Below are 14,986 nucleotides of genomic sequence, written 5' to 3'. Positions count from 1 at the left end.
AGTTGTTGACTGATGAACTGCCTTTTACAACGGAGGAACTCCAGCATCATCAGGAACATGGTTATCTAATATATCGCAAGGGTTTTAATCTTAAAGAGATGTCCTGTACAAGATGCGGCACAACTGATTCTTCCTGGTTTGCTGAGTTCCCCTGTGGCCGGTGTGGAAAAGTAGAATTCTATTGCCGAAAGTGCTTGATGATGGGGAGGGTTAGCGAGTGCACACCTCTAATCAGCTGGGCAGGGCGAGAGCTGGAATTTGAAATTGTGGATAAACCGCTACTTTGGGATGGTCAATTATCAGATGGTCAGGAACCTGCTTCTCAACGTGTGGCGGATGCTGTGGAAAACTCAGCAGAACTCCTGGTATGGGCTGTAGCGGGAGCGGGCAAAACGGAAGTATTATACGCGGGCATTGCATATGCTATATCAACAGGCAAGCGGGTGTGCGTAGCTACTCCAAGGACAGATGTGGTCCTAGAACTGGTACCCCGACTGCAAAAAGTGTTTCCAGAAATAAAGGTGGCCGCTCTTTATGGCGGCAGTGAAGACCGCCATGAATATACCCAGCTTACCATTACTACCACGAATCAGCTGCTCCGCTTTTATAAAGCGTTTGATGTCATAATTGTCGATGAAGTCGACGCCTTTCCCTATTCTATCGATGAAACCCTCCAATATGCCGTCCAGCAATCAAGGAAGACTGAATCCTCTTTAATTTACTTAACGGCAACACCCAATAAACAATGGCAACAAGAGTACCGCTCTGGAAAAAGAAATTGTGTCACGATTCCTGCCCGCTTCCATCGACAACCGTTGCCGGTACCAGAGTTTGTCTGGTCTGGAAATTGGGAGAAACAGCTGAAAAAAGGAAGCCTATCCACTCCAATAAAAAAATGGGTGGAATCCAGGCTGGCCAGCGGTAAGCAAGCATTGATCTTCGCCCCGAAAATAGCTGTTATGGACAAGATCCTTATTATCCTTCGCGCAATGGATCCTCTTATTGAATCTGTTCATGCTGAAGACCAAGACAGGAAAGAAAAAGTAATGAAGTTTCGTAACAAGGAAATTCCCATCTTGCTGACGACAACGATTCTGGAACGAGGTGTTACCATCCCAAACATTGATGTGGCAATCATCGGTTCGGAGGATAGAATTTTTACCGAAAGCGCCCTGGTCCAGATTGCTGGCCGGGCAGGGAGAAGTGCGGAATATCCGACAGGTGACGTGACCTTTTTTCATTATGGTAAAACAGAAGCGATGCTAAGTGCCCGAAGGCAGATTGTGATGATGAACAAAGAAGGAATCAAAAAGGAGCTGATTGATGTATGAATCATTGTCTATTATGCCATGGAGAATTGGAACCGGTATTATCGTGGCAATCATTTTTTGGTGAAAAAGAACCCCTTAAAATCTGTGAAGAGTGCTCTGCGGATTTTGAGTTGATTACAGGTGAAGTGTGCGAGATTTGCGGGAGGCCATTTGCCTTTTTGGAGACTGAATTCCGGTCGGCAAATGTATGCCTGGACTGTAGGCGCTGGGAGGTGGATGAGTATTGGAGTGGCAGTCTTGATCGGAACCGGTCGCTGTACCGGTATACCGATTTTACAAAAGGCGTAATTGCTAAATTTAAATTCCGGGGAGACTATATTCTGGCCAGTGTGTTTGCTGCAGATTTCCGGCAGGCTTTGCAAGATTTTCAATATGATTATATTGTTCCCATTCCTCTCAGTGAAGAACGACTCTTCGAAAGAGGCTTCAATCAGGCCGAAGCTCTAATCACCACTGCTGGTTTTAATCCAACCCACCTGCTTTCAAGAATCCACACCGAAAAACAGTCAAAAAAGTCCCGTTCAGAAAGAATCCATCTAAAACAGGTCTTCAAATTGGAAACAGAACTAAATCTTCACAGTAAAACAATTTTGCTGATTGACGATATATATACTACAGGCTCAACGCTGAGGCATGCAGCCAAAATATTAAAAGACAACGGGGCGGCGAAGGTGTATTCATTCACTTTGGCACGCTAGATGAGATATTATTGAAGGAGGAAGGACAGTGGACCTTCAAAATTGCCCAAAATGCGATTCACTTTATGTGAAAAATAAATTTCGTGATGTATGCGAAAAATGCTGGAAAGAAGAAGAACAAGCTTATGATTTAGTTTCCAAGTTCATGAGAAAACGTGAAAATAGAGCAGCAACGATCTTGCAAGTTGTAGAAGCAACAGGAGTTTCTGAAGACTTGATCTTAAAATTTATAAAAGCAGGCAAATTCCAGCTGACTCAATTCCCAAACTTCGGTTACCCATGTGACAAATGTGGAAGTATTATACGTGAAGGAAGGCTTTGTGCTTCATGTGCAAGCATTTTAAAGGCGGATTTAAAAAGTGTTGAGTATGAGGAACAGAGGAAGAAAGATTTGGCAAAACGCGCGACTTTTTTCACACATCGAGATTAGGTGAAAAGAATCATTAAATAACAGCGGACAATTGCCGATAATAAAAGTACAAATCGTTCTGAAAGAGAGGTTTAGACGATGAAAATAAACAATAATTTTGGCCCATCCGGGATCAATCCATATAAACGCCAAATGAACAAACTGGATGCAGCAGCAACTGCCCAAAACAAAAAGGCTGATAAAGTTGAGATTTCTACAACTGCCAAGGAAATGCAGCAGCTTTCCCAGGTATCAGTTGAACGCAAGCAAAAGGTTGAGGAATTAAAAATCCAGGTGGAGAACGGCACGTATAAAGTGGATTCAAAAGAGACTGCTAAAAGCATCATCAATTTCTATCGTAATAAATAAGGAATATACTCGTCTTGCAGACGAGTGTTTCTTTATGCCTAATAAGGAGGGCAGTCAATGTCTGTTGAATCACTGATTAGCATCATGGATAAATTGAACAAAATGCATAAAAGCCTTTACGAATTGACCGTGAAAAAGACCGGCATTGTGAAAAAAGGAGATACGGCTGCCCTCGACCAGCTTTTGAAGGATGAGCAGGCACATATGGCGGCAATCAATAAGCTGGAGCAAGAGCGGACGGCAGTATCAAATGTAATTTTACCGGGTGCCTCTTTACAGGAAATAGCTGAGGCAAATCCTGCAGGAAAAGATCAGCTTTTACAGATAAAAAAAGATTTATTAAATGTCATAATAGAAATCAAGGCGCGCAACGAACTGAATCAGCAGCTGATTCATCAATCACTGCAATTCATCAATTTTTCCAAGAGCCTTGTGATGCCTCAGGAAAAAGAGATTAATTACAAACCGCCAGCCGGCAAAAAAGCAAAGCCTGGTCAATCGCCGGGAATGTTCAACTCAAAAGCATAATATTTGGAGGAACGAAACATGCGTTCAACCTTTATGGGATTAGAAACAGCGCGCCGCGGAATGTTCACGCAGCAAAGCGCTTTGCATACAACTGGACATAATATATCGAATGCCAATACGCCTGGCTATACACGCCAGCGGATTAACTTTGAGCAGACAGAGCCTTATCCAAACGCTTCGCTTAATCGTCCACAGATTCCAGGACAGGTGGGTACTGGAGTAAAAGCTGGTTCGATCCAGCGTGTGAGGGAAAGCTTCCTTGATGTTCAGTACCGCGGTGAGAATAATAAATTGGGTTATTGGGAGACAAGAGCTGAAGCTTATAACAAGCTGGAAGAAGTGCTGAATGAGCCATCTGAATCTGGCCTGTCCAAGACAATGGACCAGTTCTGGCAGTCTTTGCAGGATCTGGCTGTTAACCCGACGAACCCTGGTGCCCGTTCGGTCGTACGTCAGAGGGGTATTGCCGTGGCAGAGACGTTCAACTATCTGCACAACTCTCTTTCTTCCATTCAGAGAGATTTAAAGAATGAAATTACAGTTGCGGAAAAAGAAATCAATTCGATAACTTACCAGATTAGTAAGATTAACGGTCAGATTGCAGCAGTTGAGCCACATGGTTATTTGCCGAACGATCTGTACGATGAACGTGATCGTCTGATTGATCAGTTATCGTCTATAGCTAATATTAAAGTTGATTACACAAATTCTGGCGGTGGCTCACTAAAAATGGCTGAAGGACAAGCCGTCATCAAAATGGTCAGCGATAGTGGAAAAGAACTTGGAATCCTTGTAAGCGGAGACCGCTACAATGAAGTGAATGTGAATTTTGATGGCGCTGGTGAGTCCGTGAAAACCGTGTCGATTGGCCAGTCAAAGTTTGATTTCAATGACCTGAAAACAACAGGAAAGCTCAAAGCGCTAATTGATTCATATGGATATGAAAAAGATGGCAAGGTAGCTGGCGTTTATCCAGAAATGATGACAAAATTAGATGATTTGGCCTATACATTCGCAACAGAGTTCAATAAAGTCCATGAAACAGGCGTTAGTCCTAATGATATTTTAAAAGGTGAAAAGGCTGGGAATCCATTTTTTGCAGATGCTGAGAATGAAACAATTGAACGAGCTGGTTTTGCCGGAAGAATCGCATTGGCACAGGAAATTCATAACAGTCTGGATAATATCGCTACGGCACAAGGTGAGGTAAAAACCGATGCCAATGGTGACAAATATGTCGATGCGACTGTTGGTGATTCTTCCAATGCATTGGAGCTAGCCAATGTATTCAATAAGCCATTGGAATATGCAGAAGATTTTACGCCAAATAATATGGCTGATGATGAAATGGCGAACTTCCGCAATTATTATGAAGGTGTGATCGGGGGCATGGCTGTCCTTTCTCAGGAAGCAGTCAGGCTGACACAAAACAGCGGCTCCTTAAGAGAAGCAGTGGATAACCGCCGGAAGTCAGTGAGTTCTGTATCATTAGACGAAGAAATGACAAATATGATTCAGTTCCAGCATGCCTACAATGCATCAGCCCGGATGATCACCCTCCAGGACGAAATGCTCGACAAAATCATCAACGGCATGGGAACCGTAGGAAGATAGGTGAAATAAAATGCGGATAACACAATCAATGCTTTCTTCCAATTCACTAAGAAACCTAAGCGAGAGCTATCGACGGATGGGGCAGTATCAGGATCAGCTTTCGACTGGTAAAAAAATAACCAAGCCTTCTGATGATCCGGTTGTTGCGATGAAGGGTATGTTTTATCGTTCGGGATTGACTGAAGTTGAGCAGTATAAGAGGAATCTTTCTGAACTTTATTTGTGGATGGAGAATTCTGAGGCGGGAATCGAGCAGGCGAATAATGGTTTGCAGCGTGTACGTGAGCTGGTGATTCAAGGGAAGACTGGAACGCTCAGTCCAACAGACCGGGAAGCGATTGCCCGAGAAGTTGAACAGATTAAAAATGATTTGGTACAGGTAGCGAATACACAAGTTTCTGGACGCTATATTTTTCATGGTACGGACACTGACCATCCACCAGTTCCAACTGAAAATCCGCCAACTGTAGCTGCTAACCTTACCGATACAGCTATTGATACTTATAAGGTGGAAGTCTCACGCGGAGTATCTTTAAGAGCGAATATAAACCCTGCAAATGTTTTTAATCAAGAAATGTTTAATGTGGTTCAGGAAATTGAGACTGCTTTAAAAGATGACAATCCTTCTGCATTGGACGATTTGCTCAGTAGGCTAGATAACGCAATGGATAACCTATCTGCAGAGCGATCAGAGCTTGGAGCACGATACAATCGTCTAGAAATGATAGACGACCGGATTGCCCAGCAAGAAGTAATGGCCAACCGTGTGCTATCCGATAATGAAGACGCCGATATCGAGAGGGTTATCACAGATTTGAAGACCCAGGAAAGTGTCCACCGTGCTGCATTAGGCGTAGGAGCACGTATCCTTCAGCCCACATTATTAGACTTTTTAAGATAAGCTATTCTCAATGGGAATAGCTTTTTTTTCTAGGAGGGGACAACATGCAATTTCCTCAGATTCGACTGCAATCCACTTTTGCTCAAACTGAGATTAATACTTATAATGCCAAGCTCGAATATGAACAACCAACAGCTGAATTGAGTATAGAGCAGCCTTCTGCTGAATTGGACATCAACCGCACTCCATCAAAATTAACCATTGATCAGACAAAGGCAAGAGAGGATATGGATCTTAAAAATATCTCGAAGCGAATTGAAGAATTCTCTCAGCAGGGAAATGAAGACTGGCTTACTGGGATCGCTCGTCTGTCCCAGGATGGAGATGAGTTAATGATGATAGAAAATGGGGGGCACACCATTGCCGATCAGGCTGAAAGAAACAGTGAGTCTCCAATACTTGAATTCAATATTGGCTGGATTCCTTCTGCAGGCAGTGTGAAAATAGAATACGACCCGGGAAAAGTGGATATTAATTGGAAGGTAAACAAGCCAATAATCGAGAGTAAGATCAATAAACCAGTTTTGAATTATTCACCTGGCAAAGTAGAAGTCAGTCTAAAGGAATATCCATCTCTTAAAATTGATTTTGAAAATCTAAAGCATGTCGGAATCAAGTATGAGCAATCTATTTAAAAGGAGATTGAATAATGAAGATAGCAACAAAGTATCATGGAGATGTGGAAATAAGTGCAGAAGAAATTCTAAATTTTGAAAAAGGGATTCCTGGTTTTCCGAATGAGAAGGAGTTTACCCTTCTTCCTCTTTCTGATGATGACACTTTTTATGTTATGCAATCAGTTTGTAATAGACAACTTGCCTTTGTTCTTACTAATCCATTTCACTTTTTTAGAGAATATGATTTTAAGGTTGAAGATTCGGTAGTTGAAGAACTAGAGTTGGAATCTGAGAAAGATGTGGTTGTTCATTCTATACTGACTGTTCAAGATCCATTTAATAAAACAACAGCAAATCTCCAAGCTCCAGTGATTATCAATACAAAAAATCGCAAAGCTAAACAAGTTATCCTGCACAATGAACAATACAGTACAAAACACCCAATCTTTGAAAAAACAAATGTAAAGGGGTGATTTAGATGTTGGTACTTACAAGAAAAAATGGTGAAAGCATAAAAATCGGCGATGATATTGAAATCACCGTCATCTCTTCAAAAAATGATCAGGTGAAAATTGGAATAAAAGCGCCGAAGAATATAGATGTTTTCAGGAAAGAAATCGTGGAACAAATCCAAAGCGAAAACGAACAAGCCTCACAAGACATATCCTCCATGATCAATTTTATAAAAAATAACCAAAAAAAATAAAAAAACTATTAAACATCTATTAATAGAGACGATAAAACTATTGTAAGAGAAATAAGGGCGGCCGACCTTATTAACTCAGACAAATAAAAGCATTGTTCACAAGGACGTGAACAACAAATTCAAGGAGGAAAACAAGCAATGAGAATCAATCATAATATTGCGGCACTTAACACACACCGCCAATTAAACAGTGCAACAAACGCACAGTCAAAGTCTATGGAAAAATTATCATCTGGTCTTCGTATCAACCGTGCAGGTGATGATGCAGCTGGTCTTGCAATCTCTGAAAAAATGCGTGGTCAGATTCGTGGCTTGGATCAAGCATCCCGTAACGCTCAAGACGGTATTTCATTAATCCAGACAGCTGAAGGTGCGTTGAACGAAACTCACTCAATTCTTCAGCGTATGCGTGAACTTGCAGTTCAATCAGCAAATGATACGAACACTTCAACTGATCGTGGTGAACTTCAAAAGGAACTTGATCAATTAGTTGATGAAATTGATCGTATTGCAGGTAATACTGAATTTAATACTCAAAATCTATTAGGTAAGAAAGATGCTTCAGGTACTTTTACTGGATCAGGCCAATCTTTCACATTCCATATTGGTGCTAATGAAGGACAAAAACTTACATTAACTATTAATTCAATGGATAGCGATAGCATGGGTGTTGTTGGTAGTGGAAGTGGTTCTGTACAGAGTTTAAAGACAGCAACAACAACTACCGGTTCTGGTTCAGGAGCAACGACGTCAACAACAGGTGGTCTTTTAACTCAATCAGGAGCAGATGCAGCTATCACAATTATCAATAATGCCATTGAAACAGTTTCTGCAGAGCGTTCTAAGTTGGGGGCACACCAGAATCGTCTAGAGCACACTATCAACAACTTAAATACTTCTTCAGAAAACTTAACTGCAGCGGAATCTCGTGTCCGTGACGTAGATTATACTTTAGCTGCCTAGGCAGTGAATAGTACAGTCGTCCTGGCTGGTAACGGCTAGTGATAATAATCGGGTGAATTGCTGGAAACCCCTAATAGAGCTTCCCTTGCCACAACGAAGTTGGAAACGACATGCGTGAGGGCTTGAAAAAAGTGAAGATTGGGCAATCAGCAGCCAAGCTCCTGTCTCGAAAGAGTGGAGAAGGTTCAACGACTAGGATAGACCATCTAAGGCGAAAGCTACGATGATGAAATCCGTAGGTGAAACAATGAACATCAGCATTGTGAATCCGAAGTGCCCGACCCCTACCAGCTTTTGGAGGGTGAAGATATAGTCTGGTCATTTGTGAAAGCAAATGTTCGCACGATGGCGAAAGAAATGATGGATCAAACTAAGAACTCTATACTTTCTCAGGCAGCTCAGGCAATGTTGGCACAAGCAAACCAGCAGCCGCAGGGAGTTCTTCAACTTCTACGTTAATTATTAAAAATCCTGTTTCTCATGAGTGAGAAACAGGATTTTTTTATCCCCTTTTAAATTTCTATACTTCATATTTTTTATTATTAGTTTACCCGTATAAAATAACAAAGCGCTTAATTATTCTTTTGGTAAACCGATATAATACATAACCATTTCAAAATATATGAATGGAGGAAATCAATATGGAATTAATCTTAAAGGATAAAATTTTTTATTTAGAGGGTCAGCCTTCTGTTGATAAAATAATTGAAACGATAAATACAATGTTAAGTGATAATCATTATTTTAGTCACTTTATCGCTGATGGGGTCGCGGTTTATGGTGGTCACGAAAATTTTCTATCCGAGCATATTATGGATATTAACAGACTTGAAATAGAGAGTAAAACTATAAGAGAATTTGTCATAGATTTATTAAATACATCAAGAACTTATTTGAAAAGGGCGATACAGGAATTACCCCACCTTGCAGATGGTTTTTATAATAATCCATCCTCTAAAGAATGGGATGGATTTGAAGCTCTGGTTGACGGGATAGATTGGCTGAGTGAGATGATCATCCAAATTGAAAGAAGTAAAGAGAAGCCTGGAAATTGGAAAGAATACAATGAAATCTCAGTATTAATGAATACAGAAATAAAAAACCTTCATTCAGCTGTTGAAAATGGTGATAGTGTTCTAATTGCTGATATTATTCAATATGAGTTTTTATCTATTTTCAAGGACCTGCAAACAACCATAGAAAATACAACTAACTTAGAGGGATATACCCATGATATTAATTGAAAACCGTAATTTTTTACGAAAGAACAATCCTGCTCTTTTGGAGAAAATTAGTAATATAGAAGAGTCTGGAAAAGAAAGCTTAGTAACGGTTGAAGCAGGTAAAAATAATGCAAAGACTATAAAAGTAAATGTAGATGGAAAAATACAATATATTCACAGTAAATACGACCCCGAAACTGAGGCAAAGAGATTAGTAGATAAACTAGGGGGTATGGAAAAGTATAATCAAGTTTTATTTTTTGGAATTGGATTAGGGTATCAAATTGATGAATTCTTAAAAAAGTACCCTTCTATGAAATTTTCTTTTTATGAACCTAATCTTGAAGTTTTTTTACAATACTTATCCCATCGAAAGTTAACAGACTTGCCAGTAAAGCAGATACAAAGTATTTTTGTATCGGCAAGTGAAGAACAAATTCGCCATGGGATAAATATTTTAGATGATTCAATTGGGAGCAGTACTTATATTTTTACGTTACCATTATATGAAAGTATTTATTCGAATGAATTAAAAATTTTAATGGATGCCTTTAAGGAACGGTTGAAAGACAAAAGAAGTAACATAGCAACAAATGTTTCCTTTCAACAAAGATGGTCTATTAATTCTATCAAAAATTTTCCGACTGTCCTCCAAACACCGAATATACTACATGATATAGATAAAAGTTTTTTCAAAGGTAAGCCGGTGATACTCGTAGCGGCAGGTCCGTCCTTATCCGATGAGTTTGAGAATTTAAGGTATATAAAAGAAAATGGATTAGCCTATATTTTTTCTGTTGGATCGGCCATAAATGCCTTAATCGAACATGGTATATTTCCAGATGCAGCATGTAGCTATGATCCAGGCATAAATAATCAGATGGTAATAAAAAAAATAAAAGATTTGGAAATCTCCAATATTCCTTTGGTATTTGGCAGTTCTGTAGGTTATGAAACTTTATACGATTACCCTGGAAAATTAGTTCATATGATTACTAGTCAGGATACTATTACACCCTTTTTATTAGATACAACACAGGATATCGATATTGTTCTTGATGCGCCTTCCATAGCTGTAGTAACTTTCCAGATGCTAACAAAGCTTGGCTGCAATCTGATTATTTTGGCAGGCCAAAATTTAAGCTATAAAAATAATCTGCGGTATGCAAAGGGAATTAAATACGATCATGTAGGTAATGAATTAACTTATGAGGAAACCAAAGATTTAATAAGAGTGAAAAGTGTAGATGGTAATGATGTATTTGCAGACCAGACCTTTGTTTTGATGCGAAAACAGCTGGAAATGTACATAAATAACTCAAAAGAGGTAGAAGTCATCAACACAACTCAGGGTGGCGCCCATATCGAAGGAACAACATTTATGGATTTACTCGAAGTAATTTCTAGTAAGTTGCAGAAAAAGGATATTGTTTCAGCTGATTGGTGCGAGAGTTATAATAGCTACAATAATGACTATGTAAAAAAACAATTGGATACAATGGCCTCTTCGATGGGGAGATTTGAAAAAGATTTGAAGACTGCAGTAAAGGATTTAAAGGAGATTAACTTTTTTCTTCAACAGAATAATATAAGTAAACTTGAACAAAAATTTGCAAAGTTTGATAAAGAGTTTGGCAACATTCAACAAAATCTATTCTTTCAGTCTTTTATTGGGCCCATGGTCAGAATCCAAAATAAACTCTTATCCGAAGAGAGCAAATCGGTTCGTTATGAAATCAATCCATTGAAAAAAGGTAAGAAAGTTGTTTATTTATTCGGTTCTTTTCTTGCAGAATGCGAATCCTGCTATCAAGTCGTGGTTCCACTATTTAAAGAATTACAAGATGAAATTTTAACAATGAAGGTTTAATAAAATCTTGTTTTTAAATATTAAGAGATTTGTCCACCGGGCAGATCTCTTTTCTCTTTTTGAAAATGTACTAATTCCAACGAAGTAAGATAATAAACTAAACAAAATTAACATTCCTCCGATATTAAAACTAAAAGATTCTATATTTCAGGGGGATCCAGAGATGATCGAGAGCTTATCATCCAATCAATTTTCCTCACATCTTAGAACAACAACCGTAATCGGTGATACAAACATCCAGACACAGGAAAGAGAAGTAAACGCGCCTGCAGTAGTAAAAGAAGAAAATAAAGAAAATACCATTTTTCCAGAAGACAAGGTGAAGGAAATTGTTGAAGGTATGAACAAATTCATGGATGCATCGCCTACAGCATTAAAGTTCGAGTTCCATGAAAAGTTAAATGAATACTATGTGAAAATTATTGATGAAAGAACAAAGGAAGTTATCAGAGAAATTCCACCAAAAAAAATGCTTGATTTTTATGCAGCAATGACAGAGTTCATTGGATTGATGATAGATAAAAAGATCTGAAGGTGATTATGAATGGCGAGTTTAAGGATAGGCGGTTTGGCCAGTGGAATGGACACCGACCAGATTGTCAGCGATTTAATGAAAGCTGAACGTATACCGCTTGATAAATTGAAACAACAGAAGCAAATTCTGCAATGGCAGCGTGATGACTACCGTTCGATGAATAGTCTGCTGTTGAATTTCAGGACGGAACTGACGAACATGAAGCTGACTACACAATACCGGGCAAGATCGGTTACTTCGACAAACTCGGAATTACTCACGGCCACGGCGAGTAGTGCGGCTTCGCAAGCTTCCTATACTATAAATAGTGTGAGCAGCTTAGCATCTGCCGCCACTAAAGTAAGTGGAGGTATTTCAGCATCGAAACTGGATAAAATTGACCCTGCTCAATCCCTTCTCAGTCAGAAGTCGAAAATGGCTGATATAGGAACCTTTCAATGGTCTAAAGGTGCCTTAGGGAGCCAGACACTGAAGGGCGATGGCAACTTAGATAGTTTTAAACTGACTTTGAATCCGGAAGAGTTAGTCGATACATCTCATGCTGAAAATATGTCAATTAAGGTAAACGGCAAGACACTTAATGTCGTTGCTGGGGATACGAATGCACAGCCACCAGCAGATACTGTGTTCATCGATAATATGGGGAATCTAAAGTTTAATTCAATCATCCCTAAGGATGCTACAATAAAAGTTGATTATATTTTGCAAGAAAAAATTGATACAAAGTCACTTGTCGTTGGCACAACTGAATTTCAGATGGGTACAATACCATTATCCGGCTTTAAATTGGAAAAGGGCGGAATTGTTTATACAGCAGGAGCAGCTGATCCTGTCACCGGAAAAAGCTCTTTAGTTGATGGTGGAGGGAATTCCATCGGTTCCATCAATCTTGAGACTGGCAAAGTGGAATTTGATGCTGCTCTTAATGCTGATGAGAATGTGAAAGTTTCCTATACTCAAAATTATTCAACATTAAATATAACTACCCAGACATCAAAGGGTTCTATAAAAGAAAATTTCCTAATATCCGCTACTGAGTCGTTGAATCAAGTCATGAATAAGGTCAACATATCTAATGCAGGAGTTACCATGTTCTATGATTCTTATTCTGATCAGATTTCCGTCACAAGGAATGAAACAGGGGATTATCTTACTAACGGAAGCTTGTCAGATAATACGAATAAGATTAACCAGATAGCAGCTGGCGGTATGTTTGCTTCGAATATATTGAAGATTGATAATACTAATGTGAATGGCACCAATGCGGTATTCAATATCAATGGTTTGAATACAAGTCGAGCAACGAATACTTTTGAAATGAATGGTGTAACTTTTACTTTAAAAAATAAATTTGATACTACTGCGACACCGGTTTCCTTATCGGTAAATAATGATTCCAACAAGGTATTTGACAATATAAAAGTATTTGTTGAAAAGTACAACGAATTGATAGATAAAATCCAAAAAAAGACATCAGAAGAATATTACCGCAGCTATAAGCCATTGACGGATGAGCAGCGGGAAACTCTTTCTGAAAAACAGCAAGAGCAGTGGGAAGAAAAGGCAATGAGTGGTCTGCTGAAAAGAGATCCTATCCTGACTGGAGTCCTTGGTGGCATGCGCAGCAATTTTTATGCTCCAGTCAAAAATTCAGCAGTTGATCCTCTTATGAATCAATTAGCAAGTATCGGAATTAAAACAACGGCTAACTATCTTGAGGGTGGAAAGCTTGAAATTAATGATGCTGCTCTGAAAAAGGCAATTGAAAACAACCCAGGATCCGTGGAGAATCTTTTCCGTAGTACGGGTACATCAAGTGAAGAGCAGGGTATTGTCCATCGTTTATATGACACCATCAATGGAACGATGGATAAGTTGAAAGCTCGTGCTGGAAATTCTTTTTCCACGACTAAACAATTTACGCTTGGTCGCCAGCTTGATAATGTGGATAACCAAATTAATCGTTTTGAAACTCGTTTAACACAAGTCGAAGACCGTTATTGGCGCCAGTTTACAGCGATGGAAAAGGCAATTCAAAAGGCTAATAGCCAGTCGGCTTACTTGATGCAACAATTTAGCGGTGGATATTAAAATGCCCTTTTTAAAAGGAGAGTAAAACATGGCACTAACTAACCCTTATCAATCCTACCAGCAAAACTCTGTCAATACCGCTTCTCCAGGCGAGTTGACGTTGATGTTATATAATGGCTGCCTGAAGTTTATCAATCTGGCAAAGCATGCGATTGAGACGAAAGATATCCAGGCGAAAAATACGAACATCCAAAAAGCACAGAAAATTGTTCATGAGTTAATGGTCACGCTTAATATGGACCTCGAAGTATCGGAAAATATGATGTCTTTGTACGATTATATGAACCGTAGATTGATTGACGCGAATATTAAGAATGATACAGCGATTTTGGAGGAAGTGGAAGTTCTTGTCACCGACTTCCGTGATACTTGGAAGCAAGTCATCCAGCTGAACCGCCAAAAGCAGCACAGCCAGGGTGGCATGGCCTAGTGAGTGCGGTCATCGATTTTCATCAGCTAACAACTGAGTTGATCCAGCTACTTGAGAACGCTGGTGTTGAGCGAGATAATAAAATTCCCATGGTTGAGGAATTACTGAACCAGCGTGAAACGCTAATCTTGGCTATCCAACCGCCCTATTCTCCTGAAGAAATGGAGATTGGCAGGAAGCTCAATCAGTTGAATGGGAGGCTGTCTCAGCTTTTAAAGTTAGAAAAAGCGGCGGTCCAAAAAGACATCAAGTATCTTCAAAACAAAAAAGAATCGAACACCAAATATGTCAACCCATACCAAAACATTTCATCAGATGGCATGTTTTACGACAAGAGGAAATAGGTGGCTGGTTTAAACACGTTAACTGAGGAAAAGTTTTTATTGGTCAACGAGTATATCGGGTTGCTTGATATCATCTCTGAAGCTTTTGGCCATATCCCTGTAAGTCTTGAAAGGAATAATCGTCAGGACTGGACTCCGAGCAATTGTGGGAAGATGTGACCATGGCTTTGATGCAAATGCATGAATCAAACAAGGTCCTTGCTGAGCATTTTTCCGATCAGCCAGGGGTTATCGAACAATTTTCACAATTCAATTTGGTCTAGGATAAGGACGATCAATTCCTGGAGGTACTTATCTGTGAGAAGATTTATCCTGCTCTCCTTGGATGGTCGGGGCAAATCACTCAACAATCCAGGC

At 39.6% G+C, this 14,986-nt stretch carries 18 protein-coding genes and 1 pseudogene; all 19 read left to right on the top strand.

Annotated features, from left to right (window positions below; genetic code table 11):
- The first annotated feature begins 266 nt into the window (after positions 1 to 266).
- The 19 genes and pseudogenes from M3593_RS12655 (at position 267) to M3593_RS12565 (ending at position 14,788) form a co-directional block, all read left to right on the top strand.
- A complete protein-coding gene (locus M3593_RS12655; RefSeq protein WP_353056089.1) occupies positions 267 to 1,331 on the top strand; it encodes an ATP-dependent helicase ComFA in 1,065 nt (354 codons plus the stop codon).
- Positions 1,328 to 2,029, top strand: coding sequence for a ComFC family protein (locus M3593_RS12650; RefSeq protein WP_251543102.1), 702 nt, complete (start codon positions 1,328 to 1,330; stop codon positions 2,027 to 2,029). Before M3593_RS12655 ends, M3593_RS12650 begins: the two co-directional genes overlap by 4 nt.
- Before the next feature lie 28 nt (positions 2,030 to 2,057).
- On the top strand, positions 2,058 to 2,459 hold the full coding sequence (locus M3593_RS12645; RefSeq protein WP_251543100.1) for a TIGR03826 family flagellar region protein: 402 nt from the start codon (positions 2,058 to 2,060) through the stop codon (positions 2,457 to 2,459).
- Between the two features lie 78 nt (positions 2,460 to 2,537).
- Entirely contained in the window at positions 2,538 to 2,807 is a 270-nt protein-coding gene (gene flgM, locus M3593_RS12640; RefSeq protein ID WP_251543098.1) for a flagellar biosynthesis anti-sigma factor FlgM, read from the top strand.
- A gap of 57 nt (positions 2,808 to 2,864) precedes the next feature.
- A complete protein-coding gene (locus M3593_RS12635; protein ID WP_251543097.1) occupies positions 2,865 to 3,335 on the top strand; it encodes a flagellar protein FlgN in 471 nt (156 codons plus the stop codon).
- An 18-nt stretch (positions 3,336 to 3,353) separates the two neighbouring features.
- On the top strand, positions 3,354 to 4,949 hold the full coding sequence (gene flgK / locus M3593_RS12630) for a flagellar hook-associated protein FlgK (RefSeq protein ID WP_251543094.1): 1,596 nt from the start codon (positions 3,354 to 3,356) through the stop codon (positions 4,947 to 4,949).
- Between the two features lie 10 nt (positions 4,950 to 4,959).
- On the top strand, positions 4,960 to 5,850 hold the full coding sequence (gene flgL / locus M3593_RS12625) for a flagellar hook-associated protein FlgL (protein WP_251543093.1): 891 nt from the start codon (positions 4,960 to 4,962) through the stop codon (positions 5,848 to 5,850).
- Positions 5,851 to 5,894: 44 nt separating this feature from the next.
- The gene (locus M3593_RS12620; protein WP_251543091.1) at positions 5,895 to 6,485 is read left to right on the top strand and encodes a DUF6470 family protein; all 591 of its coding nucleotides are present in this window, start codon (positions 5,895 to 5,897) and stop codon (positions 6,483 to 6,485) included.
- Positions 6,486 to 6,499: 14 nt separating this feature from the next.
- A complete protein-coding gene (gene fliW, locus M3593_RS12615) occupies positions 6,500 to 6,940 on the top strand; it encodes a flagellar assembly protein FliW (RefSeq protein WP_251543089.1) in 441 nt (146 codons plus the stop codon).
- A 5-nt stretch (positions 6,941 to 6,945) separates the two neighbouring features.
- Positions 6,946 to 7,173: a carbon storage regulator CsrA gene (csrA, locus tag M3593_RS12610; protein WP_251543086.1), complete on the top strand. Its 228-nt coding sequence runs from the start codon at positions 6,946 to 6,948 to the stop codon at positions 7,171 to 7,173.
- A gap of 138 nt (positions 7,174 to 7,311) precedes the next feature.
- Positions 7,312 to 8,136, top strand: coding sequence for a flagellin N-terminal helical domain-containing protein (locus tag M3593_RS12605; protein WP_251543084.1), 825 nt, complete (start codon positions 7,312 to 7,314; stop codon positions 8,134 to 8,136).
- A gap of 345 nt (positions 8,137 to 8,481) precedes the next feature.
- A pseudogene (locus M3593_RS12600) lies at positions 8,482 to 8,595 on the top strand (flagellin); the annotation flags it as partial.
- A 182-nt stretch (positions 8,596 to 8,777) separates the two neighbouring features.
- Positions 8,778 to 9,380, top strand: coding sequence for a hypothetical protein (locus M3593_RS12595; protein WP_251543082.1), 603 nt, complete (start codon positions 8,778 to 8,780; stop codon positions 9,378 to 9,380).
- A complete protein-coding gene (locus M3593_RS12590; RefSeq protein WP_251543081.1) occupies positions 9,367 to 11,229 on the top strand; it encodes a motility associated factor glycosyltransferase family protein in 1,863 nt (620 codons plus the stop codon). The genes M3593_RS12595 and M3593_RS12590 overlap by 14 nt, the downstream gene beginning before the upstream one ends.
- Before the next feature lie 163 nt (positions 11,230 to 11,392).
- The gene (gene flaG / locus M3593_RS12585; protein ID WP_251543079.1) at positions 11,393 to 11,761 is read left to right on the top strand and encodes a flagellar protein FlaG; all 369 of its coding nucleotides are present in this window, start codon (positions 11,393 to 11,395) and stop codon (positions 11,759 to 11,761) included.
- 12 nt (positions 11,762 to 11,773) lie between these two features.
- Positions 11,774 to 13,855 carry a flagellar filament capping protein FliD gene (gene fliD / locus M3593_RS12580; RefSeq protein ID WP_251543077.1) on the top strand — a complete coding sequence of 694 codons (2,082 nt, stop codon included), beginning with the start codon at positions 11,774 to 11,776 and terminating at the stop codon, positions 13,853 to 13,855.
- Positions 13,856 to 13,883: 28 nt separating this feature from the next.
- On the top strand, positions 13,884 to 14,285 hold the full coding sequence (gene fliS, locus M3593_RS12575) for a flagellar export chaperone FliS (protein ID WP_251543075.1): 402 nt from the start codon (positions 13,884 to 13,886) through the stop codon (positions 14,283 to 14,285).
- Positions 14,285 to 14,629 carry a flagellar protein FliT gene (gene fliT / locus M3593_RS12570; protein WP_251543073.1) on the top strand — a complete coding sequence of 115 codons (345 nt, stop codon included), beginning with the start codon at positions 14,285 to 14,287 and terminating at the stop codon, positions 14,627 to 14,629. The genes fliS and fliT overlap by 1 nt, the downstream gene beginning before the upstream one ends.
- Positions 14,630 to 14,788, top strand: a complete 159-nt coding sequence (locus tag M3593_RS12565) for a hypothetical protein (protein ID WP_251543071.1) — start codon at positions 14,630 to 14,632, stop codon at positions 14,786 to 14,788.
- Positions 14,789 to 14,986 lie beyond the last annotated feature (198 nt).

Source organism: Mesobacillus sp. MER 48 (genome assembly GCF_023714225.1).
GTDB lineage: Bacteria > Bacillota > Bacilli > Bacillales > Cytobacillaceae > Mesobacillus > Mesobacillus oceanisediminis_A.
Note: the sequence above shows the minus strand (reverse complement) of the source record. Positions and strands in the feature narration are given on the sequence as shown.

Coding starts and splice junctions, on each gene's coding strand:
- fliW (WP_251543089.1), top strand. CDS start 6,500: ATGAAGATAGCAACAAAGTATCATGGAGATGTGGAAATAAGTGCAGAA.
- M3593_RS12605 (WP_251543084.1), top strand. CDS start 7,312: ATGAGAATCAATCATAATATTGCGGCACTTAACACACACCGCCAATTA.
- M3593_RS12635 (WP_251543097.1), top strand. CDS start 2,865: ATGTCTGTTGAATCACTGATTAGCATCATGGATAAATTGAACAAAATG.
- fliS (WP_251543075.1), top strand. CDS start 13,884: ATGGCACTAACTAACCCTTATCAATCCTACCAGCAAAACTCTGTCAAT.
- M3593_RS12595 (WP_251543082.1), top strand. CDS start 8,778: ATGGAATTAATCTTAAAGGATAAAATTTTTTATTTAGAGGGTCAGCCT.
- flgL (WP_251543093.1), top strand. CDS start 4,960: ATGCGGATAACACAATCAATGCTTTCTTCCAATTCACTAAGAAACCTA.
- M3593_RS12590 (WP_251543081.1), top strand. CDS start 9,367: ATGATATTAATTGAAAACCGTAATTTTTTACGAAAGAACAATCCTGCT.
- fliD (WP_251543077.1), top strand. CDS start 11,774: ATGGCGAGTTTAAGGATAGGCGGTTTGGCCAGTGGAATGGACACCGAC.
- flgM (WP_251543098.1), top strand. CDS start 2,538: ATGAAAATAAACAATAATTTTGGCCCATCCGGGATCAATCCATATAAA.
- csrA (WP_251543086.1), top strand. CDS start 6,946: ATGTTGGTACTTACAAGAAAAAATGGTGAAAGCATAAAAATCGGCGAT.
- M3593_RS12650 (WP_251543102.1), top strand. CDS start 1,328: ATGAATCATTGTCTATTATGCCATGGAGAATTGGAACCGGTATTATCG.
- M3593_RS12620 (WP_251543091.1), top strand. CDS start 5,895: ATGCAATTTCCTCAGATTCGACTGCAATCCACTTTTGCTCAAACTGAG.
- flaG (WP_251543079.1), top strand. CDS start 11,393: ATGATCGAGAGCTTATCATCCAATCAATTTTCCTCACATCTTAGAACA.
- flgK (WP_251543094.1), top strand. CDS start 3,354: ATGCGTTCAACCTTTATGGGATTAGAAACAGCGCGCCGCGGAATGTTC.